Source organism: Arthrobacter alpinus, from assembly GCF_001445575.1.
GTDB classification, from domain to species: Bacteria; Actinomycetota; Actinomycetes; order Actinomycetales; family Micrococcaceae; genus Specibacter; species Specibacter alpinus_C.
Genome location: NZ_CP013200.1, coordinates 2,867,925 through 2,886,322 on the forward strand (window position 1 = coordinate 2,867,925; position 18,398 = coordinate 2,886,322).

Here is an 18,398-nt window from a genome sequence, read left to right on the forward strand (position 1 = left end):
ATGAGTGAATTCGCCAAGATTCAAAGTAGAACATCCGGCGTAGCCGGGACGTCCCAAGGTGCGGGGTCTGCTGTGCGCTGGCTGCTGAGCAAGATCATGGGCGGAATCTTTGTGCTCTGGGCCGTTGCTACGGCCATATTCTTTGGACTCCGGATGATTCCTGGAGACCCGGCACAGGCCATCATGGGTGGCCCCGGATCGCAGGCTTCGGCCGAGGCCTTGGCGCAAGCGCGTGCACAGTATGGCTTGGACCAACCGCTGTACGTCCAGTACTTTGGGCAGCTGTGGCGATTGATCAAGGGCGATTTGGGCACCTCCTATTCGTTGAAGAGCCCCGTGGTGGAGGTTCTTGCCGAGCTGCTTCCGCCCACGCTGATCCTTGCCGGGCTGGCCCTGCTCGTAGCCTGGGCCATGGCCTTGGTTCTTGCCGTGCTGTCCACACGCAGCGGGGCCGTGGGTGTGGCACTGGGCTCGGGACTGGAGATTATCGCAGCTGCCGTGCCACACTTTTGGCTGGCCAGCGTGCTGATCATGCTATTTTCCACGATGTTGGGCTGGCTTCCGCCGGTGAGTACCAATACCCCGGCAGGTCTGGTGCTGCCCGTCATTACCTTGGCCCTGCCGCTGGCTGGATTTATGGGTCAGGTCATGCGAGACAGCATGGCTGAAGCCCAGCGTTCCGCCTTTGCACTGTCTGCCCGGGCCCGCGGAGAATCGGAGACCGGCGTGCTCTTGCGGCATTCCCTGCGGCACGGCGCACTGGGCGGCATTGCGCTCTCCGGATGGGCTTTGGGTTCACTGCTCTCTGGCGCGGTGGTGGTTGAATCCATCTTTGCCCGTCCCGGCCTGGGCCGATCCCTGCTCTCAGCCGTCACGGCCCGGGACATCCCCCTCGTCACTGGTGTGGCCTTGTTCTCGGCTGGGGCCTACGTGCTGATCATGGCGTTCTCCGATCTTGCCGAACGCTTGGTTGATCCTCGGATTGGCAGATCATGAGCACCCACATAGCGAAGCTCCCCCGTCTTCTGGCCGCTGCCGTTCTGCTCTTTTTTGTGCTGGCAGCTATTGCACCCCATCTACTGGCGCCCGTTGACCCGCTGGCCATTAATCCTGCCGCTGCGTTCTCGGCTCCCGGCCCAGGGCACCTTCTTGGCACCGATGAATCGGGGCGCGATATTTACTCACGCATCATTCACGGCGCTCGGTCCTCGCTGCTCATTGGCGCTGCGGCTACGGCGATTGGGCTCGGCCTGGCGTTAGTACTGGGCACCCTTGCGGGTTTTGGTGGACGATGGTTGGACTTTGGCGTGGGCCGCATCCTCGAGGTCCTTTTTGCCCTTCCAGGGCTGCTGCTGGCGCTCGTGTTCATTGCCTTGGCGGGGCCCGGAGTGACCACCACAGTCATCGCCGTTGGCCTGACCTCGGCACCTGGATACGCCCGGATGATTCGTGCGCAGATCATCGCCCTGCGCAGCTCCGCGATGGTTGAGGCTGCCACGGTGCTGGGACGACGCCGGTCACGGATCCTTCTCGTTCACATCTTGCCTAACGCTCTTGCTCCCTTGGCAGTTTTAGCAACACTGGGGCTGGGGCAGGCGATTCTTTGGGCGGCGTCCTTGAGCTTCTTGGGTCTGGGCTCGCCCCCGCCTGCCCCTGAGTGGGGCACTATGTTGTCGGCCGGGCGCACCTACCTGTCGCTGGCGTGGTGGATGACGTTCTTCCCTGGGCTGGCCATTGTGCTGGTTGCCGCCGCCGCGACTGTCCTGTCTCGATCGATGAAGTCTGGAGGAACCCGATGAGCGCTACTGCACCACTCTTGCGAGTGAAAGATTTGGACGTTTCCTTTGGCGGGAACAGCGTGGTGAACGGCATTTCTTTCACCGTGCACCCGGGCGAATGTTTGGCGCTGGTGGGCGAATCCGGATCCGGTAAATCAGTGACCGCAAGGTCTCTTATCGGCCTGGCGGGGCCCGGCTCGCGTGTGCGTGCCACGGCACTGGATATTGCGGGCCGGGACGCCCGGAACTTCTCACAGCGAAGCTGGCGCTCACTGCGTGGCAAAGAGGTGGGGTTCATCCTGCAAGACGCACTGACATCGCTGGATCCGCTGCGGACCGTGGGCAAGGAAATTGACGATGCCCTGCGCCTGCATTCGAGTGGTTCCGGTTCGCAGCGCGCGGCTCGCGTGGTTGAACTGCTGGAGGCTGTTGGTCTGGATAATCCGCTCCGGCGGGCCTCCCAGCGGTCAGGTGAACTCTCTGGCGGGATGCGCCAGCGGGCACTCATTGCATCAGCCATTGCACTCGATCCGCTGCTGATCATTGCCGATGAACCCACCACTGCACTGGATGCAACGATTGCCGCTTCCGTCATGGAGCTGTTGGGTGATTTGCGTCGAGCGGGATCGGCAATGCTGTTGATCAGCCATGACCTTGCCACGGTGTCCCGTGTGGCCGATTCAATTGCCGTCATGGCGGCCGGACGCATCGTGGAAAGCGGACCGCGCGAACAAATTATCAACAGTCCCCAACACCCCTATACCCGCGCATTGTTGGCGGCTGCCCCCGCTGGTAAACCCCGTTTTGCCAAGCTCTCCCCCGCGAGCACCCATCCAACACCGGCTCCGCTGCAACCCGAGCAGGCGACGGCGAACAAGGGTGGGGAAGACGGCGTCGTGCTTCCAGTTTTGAGCGCACGGGGGCTGGCCAAGAACTTTCCGCTCTCCAAAACGGAAGATTTCCGAGCCGTGCACAACGTCAATTTCGATCTGTTACCAGGCCAAACTCTAGGCGTGGTGGGCGAATCTGGTTCTGGAAAGACAACCACTGCCCGTATGGCACTGGGGCTGCTGCGGCCCGACGCCGGAACGGTGGAACTGCTCGGTGGCCCGTGGAGTCAGGTGCCCGAATCGGCCCGCCGAAGCCGACGCTCGTCGTTGGGAGCCGTGTACCAGGATCCGCTGTCATCGTTTGATCCCCGTCTGAGTGCCGAGGCGATTTTGGCTGACGCCCTGAGCTTTGGTGCCACGCGCAACCCCCGCGCCTTCAAGCAGCAAATCCTTGAGTTACTCGGGCTGGTCGGCTTGGCGCCGGACCTGGCACAACGCCGTCCCACCACGCTTTCGGGCGGGCAACGGCAACGCCTCGCCATCGCCCGTGCGCTGGCAGCGAAGCCGAAGGTGTTGATCTGCGACGAACCGGTCTCGGCGCTGGATGTCTCCGTCCAGGCCCAGGTCCTTGACCTGCTGGATGAGCTGCAGCAGCGCCTTGGCCTGAGCTACCTACTCATCTCCCACGACCTTGCGGTCATCCGACACATGAGCGATCACGTGTTGGTCATGCGCACAGGGGAAGTGGTTGAGTCCGGGGCTACCGAATCGGTCTTCACGGCGCCGGCGCATGAGTACACGCGATCCCTTCTGGCGGCCGCTCCCCCGTCATTGAGCTCCATGGAGCAGCTCGGCTAGGTACCCGGGGTAAGCCTGCTAAGGCCCTGACTAAGAATCGGTGGCGTTCGCAAAGGTCTGGATGGACCGGCTGGCCAAGCGCGGAATGATCTGCGATGCGCCAATCCGCTCAATATGTTCATATTCGCGGTGGGCGGCAAATCCTGCGGCGTCAGTGTAGCGTTCCAGGATGACGATGTTCTCGGGGTCCTCGGTGCCTTGGAAGAAATCGTAAGACACGTTCGCGGCCTCCTGGCGGGTGGCAGCAGCCATCTCGCCGAGCAACGCCAGCACAGTATTAACCTCCCCGGATTTCACGGTGTAACGGACAACAACCTGAAAAAATGTCTCTGCCATATCAGCCAACCTAGCTCTTGAATCATGTGGACTTGTCAGACCAACCATAGTGGCTGGCAACCGGTTGCACGAGCCGAATCGATGAGGTGCATCGGTGGCCATCAGCGAAGGCGTGGTCAACGCCGCTTACCACCCACGCCGGGCACGGAGGTGGCTTGCTGCATCCACGTGGCAATCTGGGATTGGTCCATGGCGGCCAGAGACTCAATCTCTACGCCGCGCGTCGCCTTGCCCATGCCCACTGGCGTCACCGGAGGACAGGCTGGAGCGCTGCTCCGTTCACAAACATGAGCTTAACGTGGTCCACGAAGGCACCGCTACTGAAACACCAGCCCTCACCTACACCGTAGTACGCCATGCCCCACTTAACGGAGCGCTCCAGGCCCGGCAGAGTCTTGGCCGCCAGTGCATCCACAGCCTCGGCAATACCTCGCTGAGGTTGCGGAAGACTGGCGATATACGCGAACACCGGCTTGTCGCCAACCGCCGCTTTCGCGGGGCTTGCCCTGCCGGTCATGGCCACGTGCAGCTCGAAGTTGCCATGGGTTGACGTAGCGCTGGGCACGCCTGAAGGTGTGGCAGCGTTCTTGCCATGCTCCGTGCTGGTCATGGCGACATATTACTCCTTGGCTCCTCGCCAGCCACCTTGGCTGCCACTTTCCTGGGGTCCTGGGGTACCTTGAAAGCGTCCGTGCGATCCGGAGCCAGCCGGCATCAGCGGTCAGTGGATTCCGGTGCCGGAACTGCGGAGTTCTGGACTGCGGTGGGCTGGGCACCATATTCGGTAGCCGCCCACGAGGCGAGCAGGCGCAGCGACTGTTCGGAGGCGGAGCCCGGTTCGGCGGCATAAATGGTCAGTGTCAGACCAGGTTCGGCAGCCATCTCTAGGCCCTCGAAGGCCAGGGTGAGCTCGCCAACAATCGGGTGGTGGAAGGTCTTGGATCCGGTCCCGTGATGGCGAACGTTGTGTGCGCCCCACCGTCGCCGGAAGTCCTCGGAGCGCGTACTGATCTCCCCGATCAGCTCGTGAAGGTCCTTGTTGTGCGGGTCGCGGGCCGCTTCAGTGCGCAAGATGGCGACCGTCACCTCCGCGAACAACTCCCAATCGGGATAAAAGTCCTGTGCCCGCTCGTCCAGGAAGGTGTAGCGGGCGATGTTGGGCGGCTGGCCCGGCATGTCATAGACGTCCTTGTAGAACGCCCGGGCCAGCGGGTTGGCGGCCAAGATGTCCATGCGTCCGTTGCGAACGAACGCTGGGCCGGCAGTGACTGCGTCCAGCGTCCACTGCAGACTTTGGTGCCCCGCCCAGGTTTTGGAGTTGCGGCGCCGCGGCGGCCTGGCCACAGGACTGGCCGCATGGGCGAGATCGAACAGGTGCGCGCGTTCGGCGTCGTCAAGGCACAGCGCCTTGGCGAGGCTATCGAGGACTTCCGGTGACGCGCCGCTGATGGCGCCACGTTCCATGCGGGTGTAATACTCGATGCTCACTCCGGCCATGGTGGCCACTTCACTGCGTCGCAGACCCGCGACCCGCCGGTTGGTGCCAGCGGGGAGCCCCACCTGCTCCGGGCTGACCTTGGCGCGGCGTGAGGAAAGGAACTCACGCACTTCTGCTCGATTGTTCATATCCCCACCCTATCTACGGTCCGCCCCTTGAGGGAGTCCCTGCCAGTGCCCCTACCAACCGGGACTCCCTAGAGCCCTTCAACCAGTGTTTACTTGACTCACAGCAGTCAGCAACGCTGTCTCACCACCCCTCAATTGCCCCAGCCACAAGGAAGAGTCTGAGCACCTTGACTTCAAAAACTACGCCAAGTAGCAAGGGCAGCAGCACCGTGCCGGTGCTCCCAACCGAGCTACCCAAGCAGGAGATTCCAGAGGTCGCGGTGGGGCACCGTCTGCCGTTGCCAGCCTTGTTGGTTATGGCGTTGATGGGATTCATCCTGATCTCCACCGAGACGATGCCGGCCGGGCTGCTGCCGCAAATCGCGGGCGGCCTAAATGTTGCAGAAGGGACCGCAGGTCAGCTGGTCAGCGCCTACGCCCTCGGCACAGTCATTCTGACGGTCCCCGCTATCGCATTGACCCGCGGCATGCGGCGCAAACCCGTCTTCCTTGTGGGCATCCTGGGATTTCTGCTCGCCAACACCATTGCGGCCTTCTCTGCCGACATTTTGTTGACCTTGGCTGTCCGCTTCCTGGCCGGGGCATTCTCGGGCCTGCTGTGGGGCATGCTTGCCGGGTACGCCCGCCGCATCACCGCACCGGAGCTGGCAGGCCGAGCTCTGGCCATCGCTTCCCTTGGCACCCCGCTGGGATTGGCGCTGGGAACGCCGTTCGGGTCATGGTTGGGGACCACGTTCGATTGGCGTTGGTCGTTTGCGGTCCTGTCGGTGTTGACCACTCTCACGGCCCTGCTGGCCCTACTATTTGTCCCAGACGCGTCGGGACAGCGGGCCGAATCCCAGATCCCCATGGTGCGCGTTTTTGCCATCCCGGGTGTCAGCGTGATCCTTGTGGTCATTTTCGCGTGGATGCTGGCACACAACACCGCCTACACCTACATCGCTTCTTATCTGCGCTCGGCAAACATTCCCTTGAGCGTTGATGTGGCGCTGGTGGTGTTCGGCGTCTCCGCCCTGATCGGCATCGCCCTGACCGGTGTCCTCATTGACCGCGCACCCAGACCCCTGGTGCTGGCTAGCCTGGCCCTGTTCCTCACGGCCGGCGTGATCTTCTTCGCAGGATCCCACTCCCTCATGGCTGTGCTCACAGCGCTAGTGTTGTGGGGAGTTGCCTTTGGCGGAGCAGCGCCACAATTGCAAACGGCCATTAGTGAGGCAAGTGGCGAGAACGCTGACGTCGCCAACTCTTTGCTCGGGTGGCGTTCAACCTCGCTATTTTCGGCGCCGGCGTGCTGGGGCTATTCTGATCAGCAACTACGACGCAACGCTCCTGGCACTCGTGATGGTGGCCCTGGGCGCGATAGCGTTGATTATCGTCTTCACCGCCCGCCGTACAGCATTCCCCGCCCACCACTAACACCGGTGCGGGACTGCGCTGTCCCCGTCCTGCACGATCCACCCGCGACCACCGATCCACACCAGCCCATTAACACCAGTCCATTAACACCAGGAGAATCATGCTCACCGTCAAGGCCTACGCCGCACCGTCCGCCACTGAGGCACTCGTGCCGACCACGCTCACCCGCCGCGATGTGGGCCCGCATGATGTCCTGATCGACATCAAGTTTGCCGGAATCTGCCACTCCGACATCCACACGGTCCGCGGCGACTGGGGCCCGCAAAGCTTCCCTCTAACACCCGGCCATGAAATTGCCGGCATCGTGACTGAGATTGGCTCCGCCGTCACCCGTCACGCAGTGGGCGACCGCGTGGGAGTCGGCTGCATGGTCAACTCCTGTGGCGAATGCACCCATTGCCAGGCTGGCGAAGAGCAGTATTGCCTCAAAGGAAATACCGGAACATATGGCGCCGTTGATCGCGACGGAACCATCACTCAAGGCGGATATGCCACTCACGTGGTGGTCACCGAAAACTTCGTCGTCACCATCCCCGACAGGCTCGCTCTCGACGTCGCTGCCCCTCTGCTCTGCGCCGGCATCACCACCTACTCGCCGCTGCGCCATTGGGACGCGGGCCCGGGCAAGAAGGTCGCGATCGTCGGCATGGGCGGTCTGGGCCACATGGGTGTGAAACTCGCTGCGGCCATGGGTGCCGACGTCACCGTACTGTCTCAAACCTTGAGCAAGCGCGACGACGGACTTAAGTTTGGTGCACATCGTTACTATGCAACGAGCGACCCGGAGACGTTCACCGAATTAGCTGGCAGCTTCGATTTGATCGTCAGCACCATCAGCGCTGAAGTCGACATCAACGCTTATCTGCGATTGCTCGCAGTTAACGGCACGCTGGTCTTGGTGGGAGCACCCCCGGAGGCACTGCCCGTTCAGGCATTCACATTGATCCCGGCACGCCGTGCCTTTGCCGGCTCCACCATTGGCGGCATCCGCGAAACACAGGAAATGCTCGACTTCTGTGCCGAACACGGACTGGGCGCCGAAATCGAGGTCATCTCCGCTGAGCAGATCAATGATGCTTACGAACGCGTCTTGGCCTCCGATGTCCGCTACCGCTTTGTCATAGACACAGCCACACTGTAACTAGCTAAGCCGACCCCGCCAGCCCCGGGGTTCCGGCCTCAGAAAGGTAACCCCATGCGGCGACGCTTCCTCACCATCGGGTCTTTGGCAGCACTGTTGGCCTTGGCCGGCTGCACATCAGCCACTGAATCAGGACCTACCGGCACAGCGAGCGGAACCGGAACTCAGCTAAACCAGGGCCAAGGGGTCAGCAGCAACGCCGCATCAGATCCGGCAACAACGGCAACAGGAGCAACAGTTTCCCCGGCAGAGAAGGTGCTTGTCCGCTTCACCTCCGGGGAAACCGCTGTTGATGTCAGCATTGCCCCCGACAATCCCACCGCTAGGGACTTCCTTTCGTTGCTCCCGCTGACCATCCCGGTGGAGGAATTCGCCGGTAAGGAGAAACTAGGGGCGCTCCCCCGGGAGTTGGCGACGGAGGGTTCCCCCGGCTCCGACCCCGAAGACGGAGATCTCATTTACTTCATCCCGTGGGGGAACCTCGGCTTCTATTACAACGCCGACGGGATCGGGTACTCCGATCAAACCATCCATCTGGGCACCTACAACGCCACCGTCGCACAGCTGGCCCAACTCGAAGGTGGCGCTATCAGTGTCGAGATCGTGAAGTGAACACGCTGTTGAGCCATGCCCTTACCGTGCGCAGCCGTCAGGGGCGCAACTACCTCAGGAGTTACTTGTGACCCGCACTCGTTCGTCCGCCGCCACCTTCTTGGGCTTGAGTCTCGCTGCCAGCATCCTGCTGTCATCGTGCACAACAGCCCAACCGTCAGCCACACCGCCGCAATCCATGACCCCACATCCAGCAAGCCGGGCTCGGGAAGCCAGATGCCGGCGTCGGGCATGGGCACCCCTACAACCGTCTCGACAGGACTGGACGCACCGTGGTCGGTGGCGTTTCTCAATGACACCCCGCTGCTCAGCGAACGCGACAGTTCGCGCATTCTGGAGGTTGCCAGCGACGGTTCCACACGCGCCGTCGGAACCATCCAGGGTGTGGAAGGGACAGGTGAAGGCGGACTGTTGGGCATAGCGGTCGATGAACAAGGCCGCCTTTATGCTTACTCAACCGCGGCCGGAGGCAACCGAATCCAACGATTCGCAATCTCCGGCAAGCCTGGGTCGCTGGCCCTAGGGCAAGCCGAAACCATCCTCGAGGACATTCCCTCGGCCAGCAACCACAACGGCGGCCGCCTCGCCTTTGGCCCCGATGGCATGCTGTACGCCACCACGGGCGACGCCGGACAGCGGTCCCTCGCGCAGGACCTCGGTTCACTCGGCGGCAAGATCCTGCGCATGACGCCCGACGGTGACGTGCCGAAGGACAACCCCTTTTCCGGTTCCCTCGTCTTCAGTTATGGGCACCGCAATCCGCAAGGACTGGCCTGGGCCGCGGACGGCACCATGTTCGCCACGGAGTTCGGGCAAAATACGTGGGACGAGCTGAACATCATCACCGCAGGAGCCAACTACGGCTGGCCAACAGTGGAGGGAATCGCTACGGCGGGCGGCTTCACCAACCCGGTCCAGCAATGGGCACCTGATAGGGCCAGCCCCAGCGGTATGACCCAACGTGACGGCATGCTGTACATCGCCAACCTGCGCGGCGAAGTGCTGCGCGCGGTTCCGGTCGCAGACCCCACCACCTCCACCGATTATTTCGGCGGGGAGTTCGGCCGGCTCCGAGATGTCACCGTTGCTCCGAACGGGGCGTTGTGGGTCCTTACCAATAACACCGACGGTCGTGGCACGCCAGGCGCAGAGGATGACCGGATATTGGCTGTCATCCCGGAATGATCCTGAATGTGTGCGGGCCCATAAGAAGTGAATCCAAGGACCTTCCCGGAATTCCCTGCAAACAGGAGGTTTTCGAGTTTCGGGGCCCGAAGTGGGACTTGAACCAGATGGCGCGTCACCTCTAATCGTTGGTTTGGTCTGCCATCGTTCATCGGTCAACTGATTCCTGGGAGTAGCTTTCAGATCTTTCCAGCAACCTTTCACCAGAACAGATGCGGACCGACGCTCGAATTCGCGCGGGCTTCCCGGTCAAGTGGGCTCAGAGCAAGTGGGCTCAGAGCAAGCATCCAAGGGAAGCGGTCGCTCACGGGAGATGCAAGACTTCCATCCGTACTCGTCGACACGGCGACCAGCTGAAACGCAAGCTCCAACAGCGCGGCACACGCCTGATCTGCGCTTTCCGACGTCAGCACAAGCGCCTCGCCATCGCGGCGGCTGACCCGAACCGGGTGATCCACTGCAGCAGCAAAGACATCGGTAGTGACCACACCCCTGAGCGCTCTGACCAGATTCCCGGCATGGTCAGTGCAGGCGGCTCATCGCCTGCAGTTCGATCTCCACACGTGCCTTGAGGGGGAGGCCGGCGACAGCAACCGTCGTCCGCGCAGGATATTGACAGTCAAAGTATCTGGCGTACACGGAGTTCATCGCGGCAAAATCATCCATGTTGACGAGGTAGACGTTGACCTTGACCACGTCACGCCAGCTGCAACCGGCTGCCTCGAGAACGATGCCGAGGTTGTCGAAGACACGAGCAGTTTGCACCTCGATCCCACCGCTGACCAGTTGGCCGGTCTCAGGGTCGATGGGCGTCTGCCCCGACAGGAACAACAGGCCGTTAGGGACGCCACACGCTTGGGAGTATGGGCCCACAGGTACCGGAGCGCCCTCGGTCATCACCTAGTTCAGTTCCATTATGAAAGTGCCCTCTTTTTAGGTGATGCATGCCAGATAATAGTGACTCTATAGTGCCGTCAGAAAGGAATTCTGCTCCCAGAACTCCGCGAGTTCTCCCGATCCGCTGTGCATCAGCCGCATCCCGCTCCCGGGGCCTGCCGTTGGGTTGCCCAGGGGCAGGGCACTGCCGCCAGTCATGGCGCTCAGGTACGCGCTCCGTCCCCTGGCGCCAGCGTGGCGGCGAACGCCAGAATTTCCGTGGCCGGGCCTTGGGCCTTGCGCGCGTCGGCGGGCACGAAGCCCAACCGGGTGCGGCGTTCCAGCAGGTCTGCCACACTGGCGGCCCCTTCCGCCTGCACCGCGAACAGCAATTCCGCGCCCGTAATGGCCGTCCCATCAAACAAGGGCTCCGCAAGGTGCGGGAACTGCTGGCCCAGGGCCTGCACGGTGGCGGCTTCGGTGCCGTATTTCGCCACCAACCTAGCCGGGGCTGCCACGGCGCGCAGCTGCTTCGCAGATCCGGCACCCACGAGTGGCAGGGTCTTGGTGCGGCAGGGAACCTCGATGCCGAGCCGGGAGGTGACGGCGTCCACCGCGTCCTGAGCCATGCGTCGGTACGTGGTCATTTTCCCGCCGACCACCGTAATGGGCGTGCCCGGAACGTCACGGATCAGGTGACGCCGGGAGATATCGGCCGTACCCCCGGCTCCTGTGACGCCATGGTCTTTTGCAGCCTCCACCAGCGGCCGTAGTCCGGCAAAGGTGCCCACAATGTCATCGCGGGTCAGCGGCACGGCCAAGGTGGTGTTGACGATGCCAAGGAGGAAGCCGACGTCGTACTCCGGCACCTCGGGATGGTGACCGTTGGAGGTGTGGTCCTCCTCATCGGTCAGCCCAATGTAGACGACGCCGCCAGGCTGGGGCAGGACGAACACGTACCGGCCGAAGTGTCCCGGCACCGCTACGGTGTGTGCGGCGTGGGGATTACCCAGCCGCTCGGCCCGAACCACCAGGTGCGTGCCGCGACTGGGTTTTACTCTCAGCCGCGGCTCGAAATCGGCGCTCCACACCCCAGTGGCATTCACCACGCTGCGAGCCCGGATGTGCACCAGCGCACCCGTCCTGGTGTCGACGGCGTCCACGCTCTCCGCTGTCACGGCCGTGGCCTTCACATCCCGGAGAACATGCGCGCCGAGGCCAGCCGCTGTCCGGGCAACGCCGAGCACCAGCCGGGCATCGTCGGCCAGCTGCCCGTCCCAGTAAAGATAGCCGCGGCGCAACTCCTTCCCATCCAGCGCCGGCACCAGGGCACCCACGGCTTGGCGGGACAGCAGCTGGGGGCGCGGCAGCACCGTGCTGCCCAGTCCCGAAAGCCTGCGCAACACATCTTAAATGAGCGTTCCGGCACCGGCCACCAGACCTTCCCATACGGGTGCACTGCGGGCGTCAGGAATGACAAATGCCAGCGGGTGGACCAGGTGCGGGGCAATCCTGCTCATTAGCCAGCGCCGTTCCACCGCCGATTCCCAGGCAACGGGGAAATCCATCGTGGCCAGATACCTCAACCCGCCGTGGATGAGCTTGGAGCTGTAGCCGCTGGTTCCGGAGGCCAGATCATGGCTTTCCAACAGTGCAACGCTCAGGCCCCGGCTCACCGCATCCAGGGCCACCCCCACCCCGGTGATGCCGCCGCCAACAACCGCCACATCGACGGCATGACCGCCCAGGTGTGCCAGCGAACGCCGTCGTGTCTGGTCATTAATCCAGCTCGGATTCGGAGTGGCCACAGCGCCCATGGTTAGTCCCCTTTAAACTTGTTGGTCAGAAGATTTTCTTCCATAGACGCGGCTTTCGTGACTCCCTCGAGTTCAACACCGCAGGGGGCCGGCGGCGTGAGGTAGCGTTCCAGCATTTTGGCCAGCTCCGCCAAGGATTCCTCGAAGACGCCCATCTTCAGGAGCACCCGAGAGGACAGAGCGAGCCCCTGGACCGCGAGCAGCAGCGTGACTGCGGTGCCAGCCGCCGGGTCCATGCTGCAGTCGGCGGTGCCGGCGTCGAGCAGTCCCTGCAACCGCTCGAGGATGAGTTGCTGGCTTGCCCCGAATCTGTCCGTGACATACGGGATCAGGAATTCCGGGTCGCGTTCGGAAATGGAGGCAAGCAGCTCTGATGTGACAAAAAGCCGCACACTTTCCACGGCGAAGTGCACAAGCTGCTGGCGTCCGGAACCGGCTGGCGTGCCCGACCACACAGCCCCGGTATAGCTGCGGAACTCCTGGGTCAGGGCCGCCAACACAGCATTTTCCACTGATCCCATGCGGCGATAAAACGTCATTCGGGACATGCCAGCCCGTTCGGCAATGTCATTGGCGGTGGTTCGCCTGACGCCGTGAAGCACCACAGATTCCCGGATGGCGGCCAGGAGCTTCTCATCTGTCGGCGTGCTGGTACGTTGTGACTCCATGTGTAACACTGTATCTCATGGTGTCGCAGCTCACAGAGGAAATTAGTCGCTCGGTTTGGTACGGCTGGGGCGACCCAGCACGTGCCAAACCCCTATCCCCCGGCGCCTTGGAGTATTTGCGCCGCACACTCAAGCTCACCACGGTTGCAGCCAACCACCCTCCCGTTGACCTAGCCGACGTCCGGGTAGGACCCGTCAACATTGGGGACCGGTTGCTGGCCGAACTCCAGGCCATCACGGGGGCGCAGCACGTCTCAACGGATTCCACTGCACGGATCCTGCACGCCGGCGGCAAGAGTACGCCGGACCTCCTGCGGCGCCGCAGCGGCGACGCGCTCGATGCCCCCGACGCTGTAGTCTTCCCTGGCAGCAGCGAAGAAGTCGGCAAGATTCTGGCTCTTTGCGTCGAAAGGAAACTGGCCGTTGTGACGTTTGGTGGGGGCACATCCGTGGTGGGCGGGGTGGAGCCCCTGCGTGGACGGTTCGACGGCGTCATCACCCTTGACATGCGGCGCATGGACCGGCTGTTGCACCTTGATCCGCTGTCCCGCACGGCAACCTTTGAAGCAGGTATCAGGGGGCCCGCCATCGAAGCGGCACTGGCCCCGCACGGCTTCACGCTGGGCCATTTTCCACAGAGCCACCAGGAGGCGACGCTGGGCGGCTACGTCGCAACCCGCTCCTCCGGCCAGTCCTCCACCGGCTATGGCCGCTCGGACCAGATGGTCAAAAGCGCCCACCTCGAGACGCCCCAGGGCCCCTTCACCGCCGGCTCCCCCGCGCCCGGCACGGCTGCAGGGCCGAAGCTGCTCGACGTCGTCGTCGGCAGCGAAGGCACTCTGGGCGTCATCACGAGTGCAACGCTGAAAGTATCCCCGGCACCCGCTGACAAGGTTTACGGTTCTTGGGCCTTCCCCTCCTTTGCTGCCGGGGCCGACGCCATGCGCCAGCTCAGGAACGACGGCGCCCGCGGCGACATGCCGCACGTCTGCCGGTTGAGCGACACGGATGAGACGGCGTCGAGCCTCAAACTCGGCGGATGGAAGACGGCAGCACTGTCACACTACCTCTCGGCCCGCGGCCTTAAGACGCCAGCCCTGGCACTCTTTGTCTGGGAGGGCGGCAGCCACCAGATCCGGGCACGCAAGCGCCGCAGCGCAAGAATCCTGCGCCGGGCCGGCGGCATCCCCCTCGGGCCGCTGCCCGGTAAATCCTGGGAGCACGGACGGTTCAGCGGCCCCTATCTGCGCGATGAGTTGCTGACCCGCGGCGTCTATGTGGAAACCCTGGAGACCTCCACTACGTGGGGCCGTGTTGCTGAGACCTACCGCAGTGTCCGGCAAGCCATCCTCGACGCACTAGAGGAACGGGGCGCGGGGGCCTACGTCCAGACGCACATCTCCCATGTATATTCCGACGGGGCCTCGCTGTATTTCACTTTTCTATCCGGGCTGGAGGAGGACGGCTTGGCGCAAAATGCCCGGGTCAAGGCGGCCGCTTCTCAGGCGATCGTCGCGGCCTGCGCCACGATCACCCACCACCACGCCGTGGGAATGGACCACGCCCCATACCTGGGCGCAGAAATCGGCAGCCTAGGCATCAAGGTACTGGTCGGCATCAAGGACACCCTCGATCCCGAAGGCATCATGAACCCGGGCAAGCTCATCCCCTCCACACTTCCGCAGCCCAGCACACCCAACGTCAAGGAGCAATCATGAATCGCACCATCGAATCCCTGAGCAATGCAACCGTCCTCATCACCGGAGCCGCCATGGGAATGGGCAGAATGTACGCACAGCTAGCGGTTGCCGACCATGCCGCCCACGTTGTCCTATGGGACGTCAATGAAGAGCAGCTGGCGGCGGCGGTCACCGAACTGAGCGGCCGCGGCTCGGCGATCCACAGTTATGTAGTGGATGTCAGCAAGCTGGAGGACATCGAGGCTGCGGCGGAAAAGGTGCGCCACGAGGTTGGCACCCCCGATATTCTCATCAACAACGCCGGAATTGTGCGCGGCAAGTACTTTTGGGAGCACGACCAGCGAAGTGACATTGCCGCTACCATGGCCATCAATACGCTGGCGCTGATGCACATCACCCGGGAATTCCTGCCGGCCATGATCGAGGGCGGCAGGACGTCCCGGATCGTGAACGTGGCCTCGGCTGCCGGACTGCTGGCCAACCCGCGCATGAGCGTTTACTCCTCCTCCAAATGGGCCGTCATTGGCTGGAGCGACTCCTTGCGGCTGGAACTGGTGCAGGCGGGCCACGACCACGTCAAGGTGACAACGTTCTGCCCCAGCTATATCAAGACCGGCATGTTTGAAGGGGCACGCGGACCGCTGCTGACCCCGCTGATGGAACCCGCCGTGGTGACGGAGCGGGTGTGGCGGGCAATGAAGGAAGGCACACCCATACTGATGATGCCGTGGACCGTGAAACTGAGCTCCGCCCTGCGCGGGATTCTGCCCATTGCCGCCTGGGATGTGGTGGCTGGGCGGGTGTTCGGTGTCTACAAATCCATGGAGCACTTCACCGGGCGCAAGTAGAAAGCGGAGCACGGCACCCAGAGGAAATCTCTGCGCATCCTGACCCTACCCAAATCATTACGGCCAATGGTGTCCACCAGAGCTGGGTTAACGCAGTACTGGGGCCGCGCGTGCTGCGCTGCCCCAGTACTTGTCTAGGCCGGGATTTACGGCTGTGCGGCTGCCACCTGTGGGTAGAAGTTTTCCAGCGGAGCGCTGAGTCCCGCTCTGACGTTGACGGAGGTATCGTCAGCCAACACTTCATACTGCGAGAGCCCGCCAACACTGGATGGTACTGAAGGGGTGATAATTGTCGTTCAATTTGGTGAGTTTCTCATGTGCCGGTTGCATCCATCTATGGTTGAGACCGGTGCTGGTTCAGTTGGGCGTGGGTCGCCTCGAGTCGACTGTCATTAAGGGTTCCATGCCCGGCACCACGAATGCCCTCATTACCCTGGCTGCATTCCCCGATGCCGTCGGCAAGCTGCGCGCCAGCGGCATCAGGACCAACAACCACACAAGCTCAACCGGCGGGTTATTCCGGGCTTTCCGTGCCCCGAGAGACCTGGCCTGGCGGGTGACTCAGCGGTGCGGCCACCCGGTATAGGCCTCGGCCAGGTACTGCTGCCCGTACCGGGAGTTCACTACACCCTCGAGCTCACCCAAGATCCGCTGACGTTCAAAGGTGCTCTGATCCTCACGACTGTGCAGCATCGTAGTCATCCAGTAAGAGAAGTTCTGCGCTTTCCAAACCCGTTCGAGCGCCGTATCACTGTAGCCGTCCACGAGCTCGCTGGAGCCTGTGCCGTAGAACGACTCGAGCGCCTCGAACAGTACCTTCACATCGGCCAAGGCCAGGTTCAGTCCCTTCGCCCCGGTGGGTGGGACGGTATGGCCGGCGTCGCCGGCAAGGAAGAGATTGCCGAAGCGCAGCGGTTCACAGACGTAGGAACGGAAAGGCAACACCATTTTTTCAAAGATCGGCCCCCGCTTGAGTGTGAAACCGTCGGGTCCGTCCACGCGCCGTTGCAGCTCGGCCCAAATCCGCTCATCACTCCAGGTACTGGCATCCTCGGCCGGGTCGCACTGGAAGTACATGCGCTGGACGTTGCCACTGCGCTGACTGATCAGCGCAAAGCCATGCTCGGAGTGCGCGTAAATCAGCTCCGGCGCGCTCGGCGGTGCCTCCGTCAAAATGCCGAACCACGCAAACGGGTAGGCGATGAAGTGGTCGCTACGCTCCTGCGCGGGGATGGCCCTTTTGCAGATGCCTTGGGACCCGTCAGTTCCGGCGATGAAATCGGCGTGGACCTCGAAGCGCTGCCCAGTGGCATCGGTGAACCGGATCTTGGGCACAGCCGTTTCCAGGTCCAACACCTCGCTCTCGGTGACGGAGTAGCGGACGTCTCCACCGTCGCGCGCACGGGCCGCGGCGAGGTCAAAAAAGACCTCATTTTGCGGGTACAACCACACGGACTCGCCCACTAGATCCTGGAAATCCAGCCGATGACTGACGCCCTTGAACCGAAGATCGATCCCATCGTGGCGGTGACCGTGCGTGAGCACCCGGCCATCAATGCCCGTCTCGGTCAGCATTCTCACCGAACCGGCTTCCAGAATCCCTGCACGGTGGGTCTTATAGATGGTCTCGTGGTCGCGCTTTTCAATCACAATGTTCTCGATGCCTGCCCTCGAGAGCAAGTGAGAGAGCATGAGACCCGCAGGTCCGCCTCCCACAATGCCAACCTGGGTCCTGACAATCTGCGGCTCAGTGCTCATAGTGTCTCCTGACGTGAGAGGGGAATGTTCATTTCAAGCAACATTGACAGCTACAGGCACGAATCTCCTTAGCGTTCTCATTGAATAAGAATTTACCCCTCGTGCGGTGATCACCGTAGCTCAGCCTCGGCGCCCCGAGTTTGGCATCTCGGCGCACGTCAGATTATTGACCCCCTTATTGACCGCCTTATTGACCCACGGCACGCGCTATCCCCCGGGCCCCGGTCATCAAGGCGGGCAGGATGGAATGGATGTTGGTGCCATCCCGGGCAATGACGACGCCGAGGGCGGCCAGGGCAATATTGCCCCGGCCCAGCACGGGAACCGCAACACCTGTGGTGCCCTCATCCAACAGTCCATCAAAAGCTGCATACCCCTGGCTGCGCACCCGGGCTAGAACCTGTCTGAAGTCGCCGGGCCCTGCCCCGTTGGGAAGATCGGGACTGGGATGCGCCCGCAAATACGCCTCTTGAACGTGGGGGGCCGCGAAGGCCAACAACACCATGCCCGAGGATGTTTTATTCACGGGCAGCCTTCCAGCAACGCGCGCCTGGTTGACCACCGAGTCCCGACCGGAGAGCCGCTCAATGAAAAGTACATCGTCATCTTGCAGCAAACCCAGTTGGGTATGCTGGCCCACCACCGCCTGAATGTCCTTCATGAACGGCATGGCAGCCTCGCGCAGATCCAGCGCAGGCGAGCTGCGCGAGGCAAGTTCCCACAGACCCAGGCCCAACCGCAAGCCACCTGAGTCGTCCTTGCGGAGGAAGTCGTACTGGATCAGCGCGGTCACCAACCGATACGTCGAGGCCAAGGGAATCTTTGCCCGTCCCGACAGGCTACTGATGGACAGCGCCGTCGCGTCAGCATCAAAACATCCCAGAATACGCACCACCCGGTCCAGTGATGAATCGCCCGACTTCGAATTTGCCATGGGGCCATGCTCGCA

General features: G+C 62.5%; 19 protein-coding genes. 10 read left to right on the plus strand and 9 right to left on the minus strand.

The window, feature by feature from the left end:
• The 3 genes from AS189_RS12710 to AS189_RS12720 are packed head-to-tail and all read left to right on the plus strand — an operon-like array spanning position 1 to position 3,466.
• On the plus strand, positions 1–996 hold the full coding sequence (locus AS189_RS12710) for an ABC transporter permease (RefSeq protein WP_082634282.1): 996 nt from the start codon (positions 1–3) through the stop codon (positions 994–996).
• Complete coding sequence (locus AS189_RS12715) at positions 993–1,799, plus strand: ABC transporter permease (protein WP_062289545.1); 807 nt, start codon at positions 993–995, stop codon at positions 1,797–1,799. The genes AS189_RS12710 and AS189_RS12715 overlap by 4 nt, the downstream gene beginning before the upstream one ends.
• Positions 1,796–3,466 (plus strand): dipeptide ABC transporter ATP-binding protein, encoded by a 1,671-nt coding sequence (locus AS189_RS12720; protein WP_062289548.1) that lies wholly within the window; start codon positions 1,796–1,798, stop codon positions 3,464–3,466. The genes AS189_RS12715 and AS189_RS12720 overlap by 4 nt, the downstream gene beginning before the upstream one ends.
• Before the next feature lie 30 nt (positions 3,467–3,496).
• On the opposite strand, the gene AS189_RS12725 is transcribed toward AS189_RS12720, so the two are convergent.
• From AS189_RS12725 to AS189_RS12735, 3 genes are all read right to left on the minus strand, one after another.
• Complete coding sequence (locus AS189_RS12725; protein ID WP_062289551.1) at positions 3,497–3,802, minus strand: putative quinol monooxygenase; 306 nt, start codon at positions 3,800–3,802, stop codon at positions 3,497–3,499.
• Positions 3,803–4,049: 247 nt separating this feature from the next.
• Entirely contained in the window at positions 4,050–4,412 is a 363-nt protein-coding gene (locus AS189_RS19465; protein WP_237759839.1) for a DUF1801 domain-containing protein, read from the minus strand.
• Between the two features lie 104 nt (positions 4,413–4,516).
• Positions 4,517–5,428 carry a helix-turn-helix transcriptional regulator gene (locus tag AS189_RS12735; RefSeq protein ID WP_062289552.1) on the minus strand — a complete coding sequence of 304 codons (912 nt, stop codon included), beginning with the start codon at positions 5,426–5,428 and terminating at the stop codon, positions 4,517–4,519.
• Positions 5,429–5,595: 167 nt separating this feature from the next.
• Between AS189_RS12735 and AS189_RS12740 the strand changes: the two genes are divergently transcribed.
• The 4 genes from AS189_RS12740 to AS189_RS12755 all read left to right on the plus strand — a co-directional run bounded on the left by AS189_RS12740 (position 5,596) and on the right by AS189_RS12755 (position 9,782).
• Entirely contained in the window at positions 5,596–7,041 is a 1,446-nt protein-coding gene (locus AS189_RS12740; RefSeq protein ID WP_237759840.1) for an MFS transporter, read from the plus strand.
• Positions 6,945–7,985, plus strand: a complete 1,041-nt coding sequence (locus tag AS189_RS12745; RefSeq protein WP_062289556.1) for an NAD(P)-dependent alcohol dehydrogenase — start codon at positions 6,945–6,947, stop codon at positions 7,983–7,985. The genes AS189_RS12740 and AS189_RS12745 overlap by 97 nt, the downstream gene beginning before the upstream one ends.
• Positions 7,986–8,039: 54 nt before the next feature.
• A complete protein-coding gene (locus tag AS189_RS12750; RefSeq protein WP_062289559.1) occupies positions 8,040–8,597 on the plus strand; it encodes a cyclophilin-like fold protein in 558 nt (185 codons plus the stop codon).
• Positions 8,598–8,735: 138 nt separating this feature from the next.
• Positions 8,736–9,782, plus strand: a complete 1,047-nt coding sequence (locus AS189_RS12755; protein WP_062289561.1) for a PQQ-dependent sugar dehydrogenase — start codon at positions 8,736–8,738, stop codon at positions 9,780–9,782.
• Positions 9,783–10,304: 522 nt separating this feature from the next.
• On the opposite strand, the gene AS189_RS12765 is transcribed toward AS189_RS12755, so the two are convergent.
• From AS189_RS12765 to AS189_RS12775, 4 genes are all read right to left on the minus strand, one after another.
• A complete protein-coding gene (locus AS189_RS12765; protein WP_062289564.1) occupies positions 10,305–10,679 on the minus strand; it encodes a RidA family protein in 375 nt (124 codons plus the stop codon).
• Positions 10,680–10,882: 203 nt separating this feature from the next.
• On the minus strand, positions 10,883–12,064 hold the full coding sequence (locus AS189_RS12770; RefSeq protein ID WP_202814095.1) for a glycerol-3-phosphate dehydrogenase/oxidase: 1,182 nt from the start codon (positions 12,062–12,064) through the stop codon (positions 10,883–10,885).
• Positions 12,065–12,067: 3 nt separating this feature from the next.
• Positions 12,068–12,475, minus strand: coding sequence for an FAD-dependent oxidoreductase (locus AS189_RS20515; RefSeq protein WP_202814096.1), 408 nt, complete (start codon positions 12,473–12,475; stop codon positions 12,068–12,070).
• Positions 12,476–12,477: 2 nt separating this feature from the next.
• Positions 12,478–13,143 (minus strand): TetR/AcrR family transcriptional regulator, encoded by a 666-nt coding sequence (locus tag AS189_RS12775; RefSeq protein WP_062289568.1) that lies wholly within the window; start codon positions 13,141–13,143, stop codon positions 12,478–12,480.
• Between the two features lie 17 nt (positions 13,144–13,160).
• On the opposite strand from AS189_RS12775, the gene AS189_RS12780 reads away from it, so the two are divergent.
• The 3 genes from AS189_RS12780 (at position 13,161) to AS189_RS12790 (ending at position 16,277) form a co-directional block, all read left to right on the plus strand.
• The gene (locus AS189_RS12780; RefSeq protein ID WP_062289571.1) at positions 13,161–14,861 is read left to right on the plus strand and encodes an FAD-binding oxidoreductase; all 1,701 of its coding nucleotides are present in this window, start codon (positions 13,161–13,163) and stop codon (positions 14,859–14,861) included.
• Entirely contained in the window at positions 14,858–15,691 is an 834-nt protein-coding gene (locus AS189_RS12785) for an SDR family oxidoreductase (protein ID WP_062289574.1), read from the plus strand. Before AS189_RS12780 ends, AS189_RS12785 begins: the two co-directional genes overlap by 4 nt.
• A gap of 349 nt (positions 15,692–16,040) precedes the next feature.
• Positions 16,041–16,277, plus strand: a complete 237-nt coding sequence (locus tag AS189_RS12790) for a hypothetical protein (protein ID WP_062289577.1) — start codon at positions 16,041–16,043, stop codon at positions 16,275–16,277.
• Here the strand turns inward: AS189_RS12790 and AS189_RS12795 are convergent.
• Both AS189_RS12795 and AS189_RS12800 read right to left on the minus strand, forming a co-directional pair.
• A complete protein-coding gene (locus AS189_RS12795; protein WP_062289579.1) occupies positions 16,253–17,449 on the minus strand; it encodes a 4-hydroxybenzoate 3-monooxygenase in 1,197 nt (398 codons plus the stop codon). The two genes, AS189_RS12790 and AS189_RS12795, sit on opposite strands and share 25 nt — an antisense overlap.
• 187 nt (positions 17,450–17,636) lie before the next feature.
• A complete protein-coding gene (locus tag AS189_RS12800) occupies positions 17,637–18,383 on the minus strand; it encodes an IclR family transcriptional regulator (RefSeq protein WP_062293619.1) in 747 nt (248 codons plus the stop codon).
• Between the last annotated feature and the right edge of the window lie 15 nt (positions 18,384–18,398).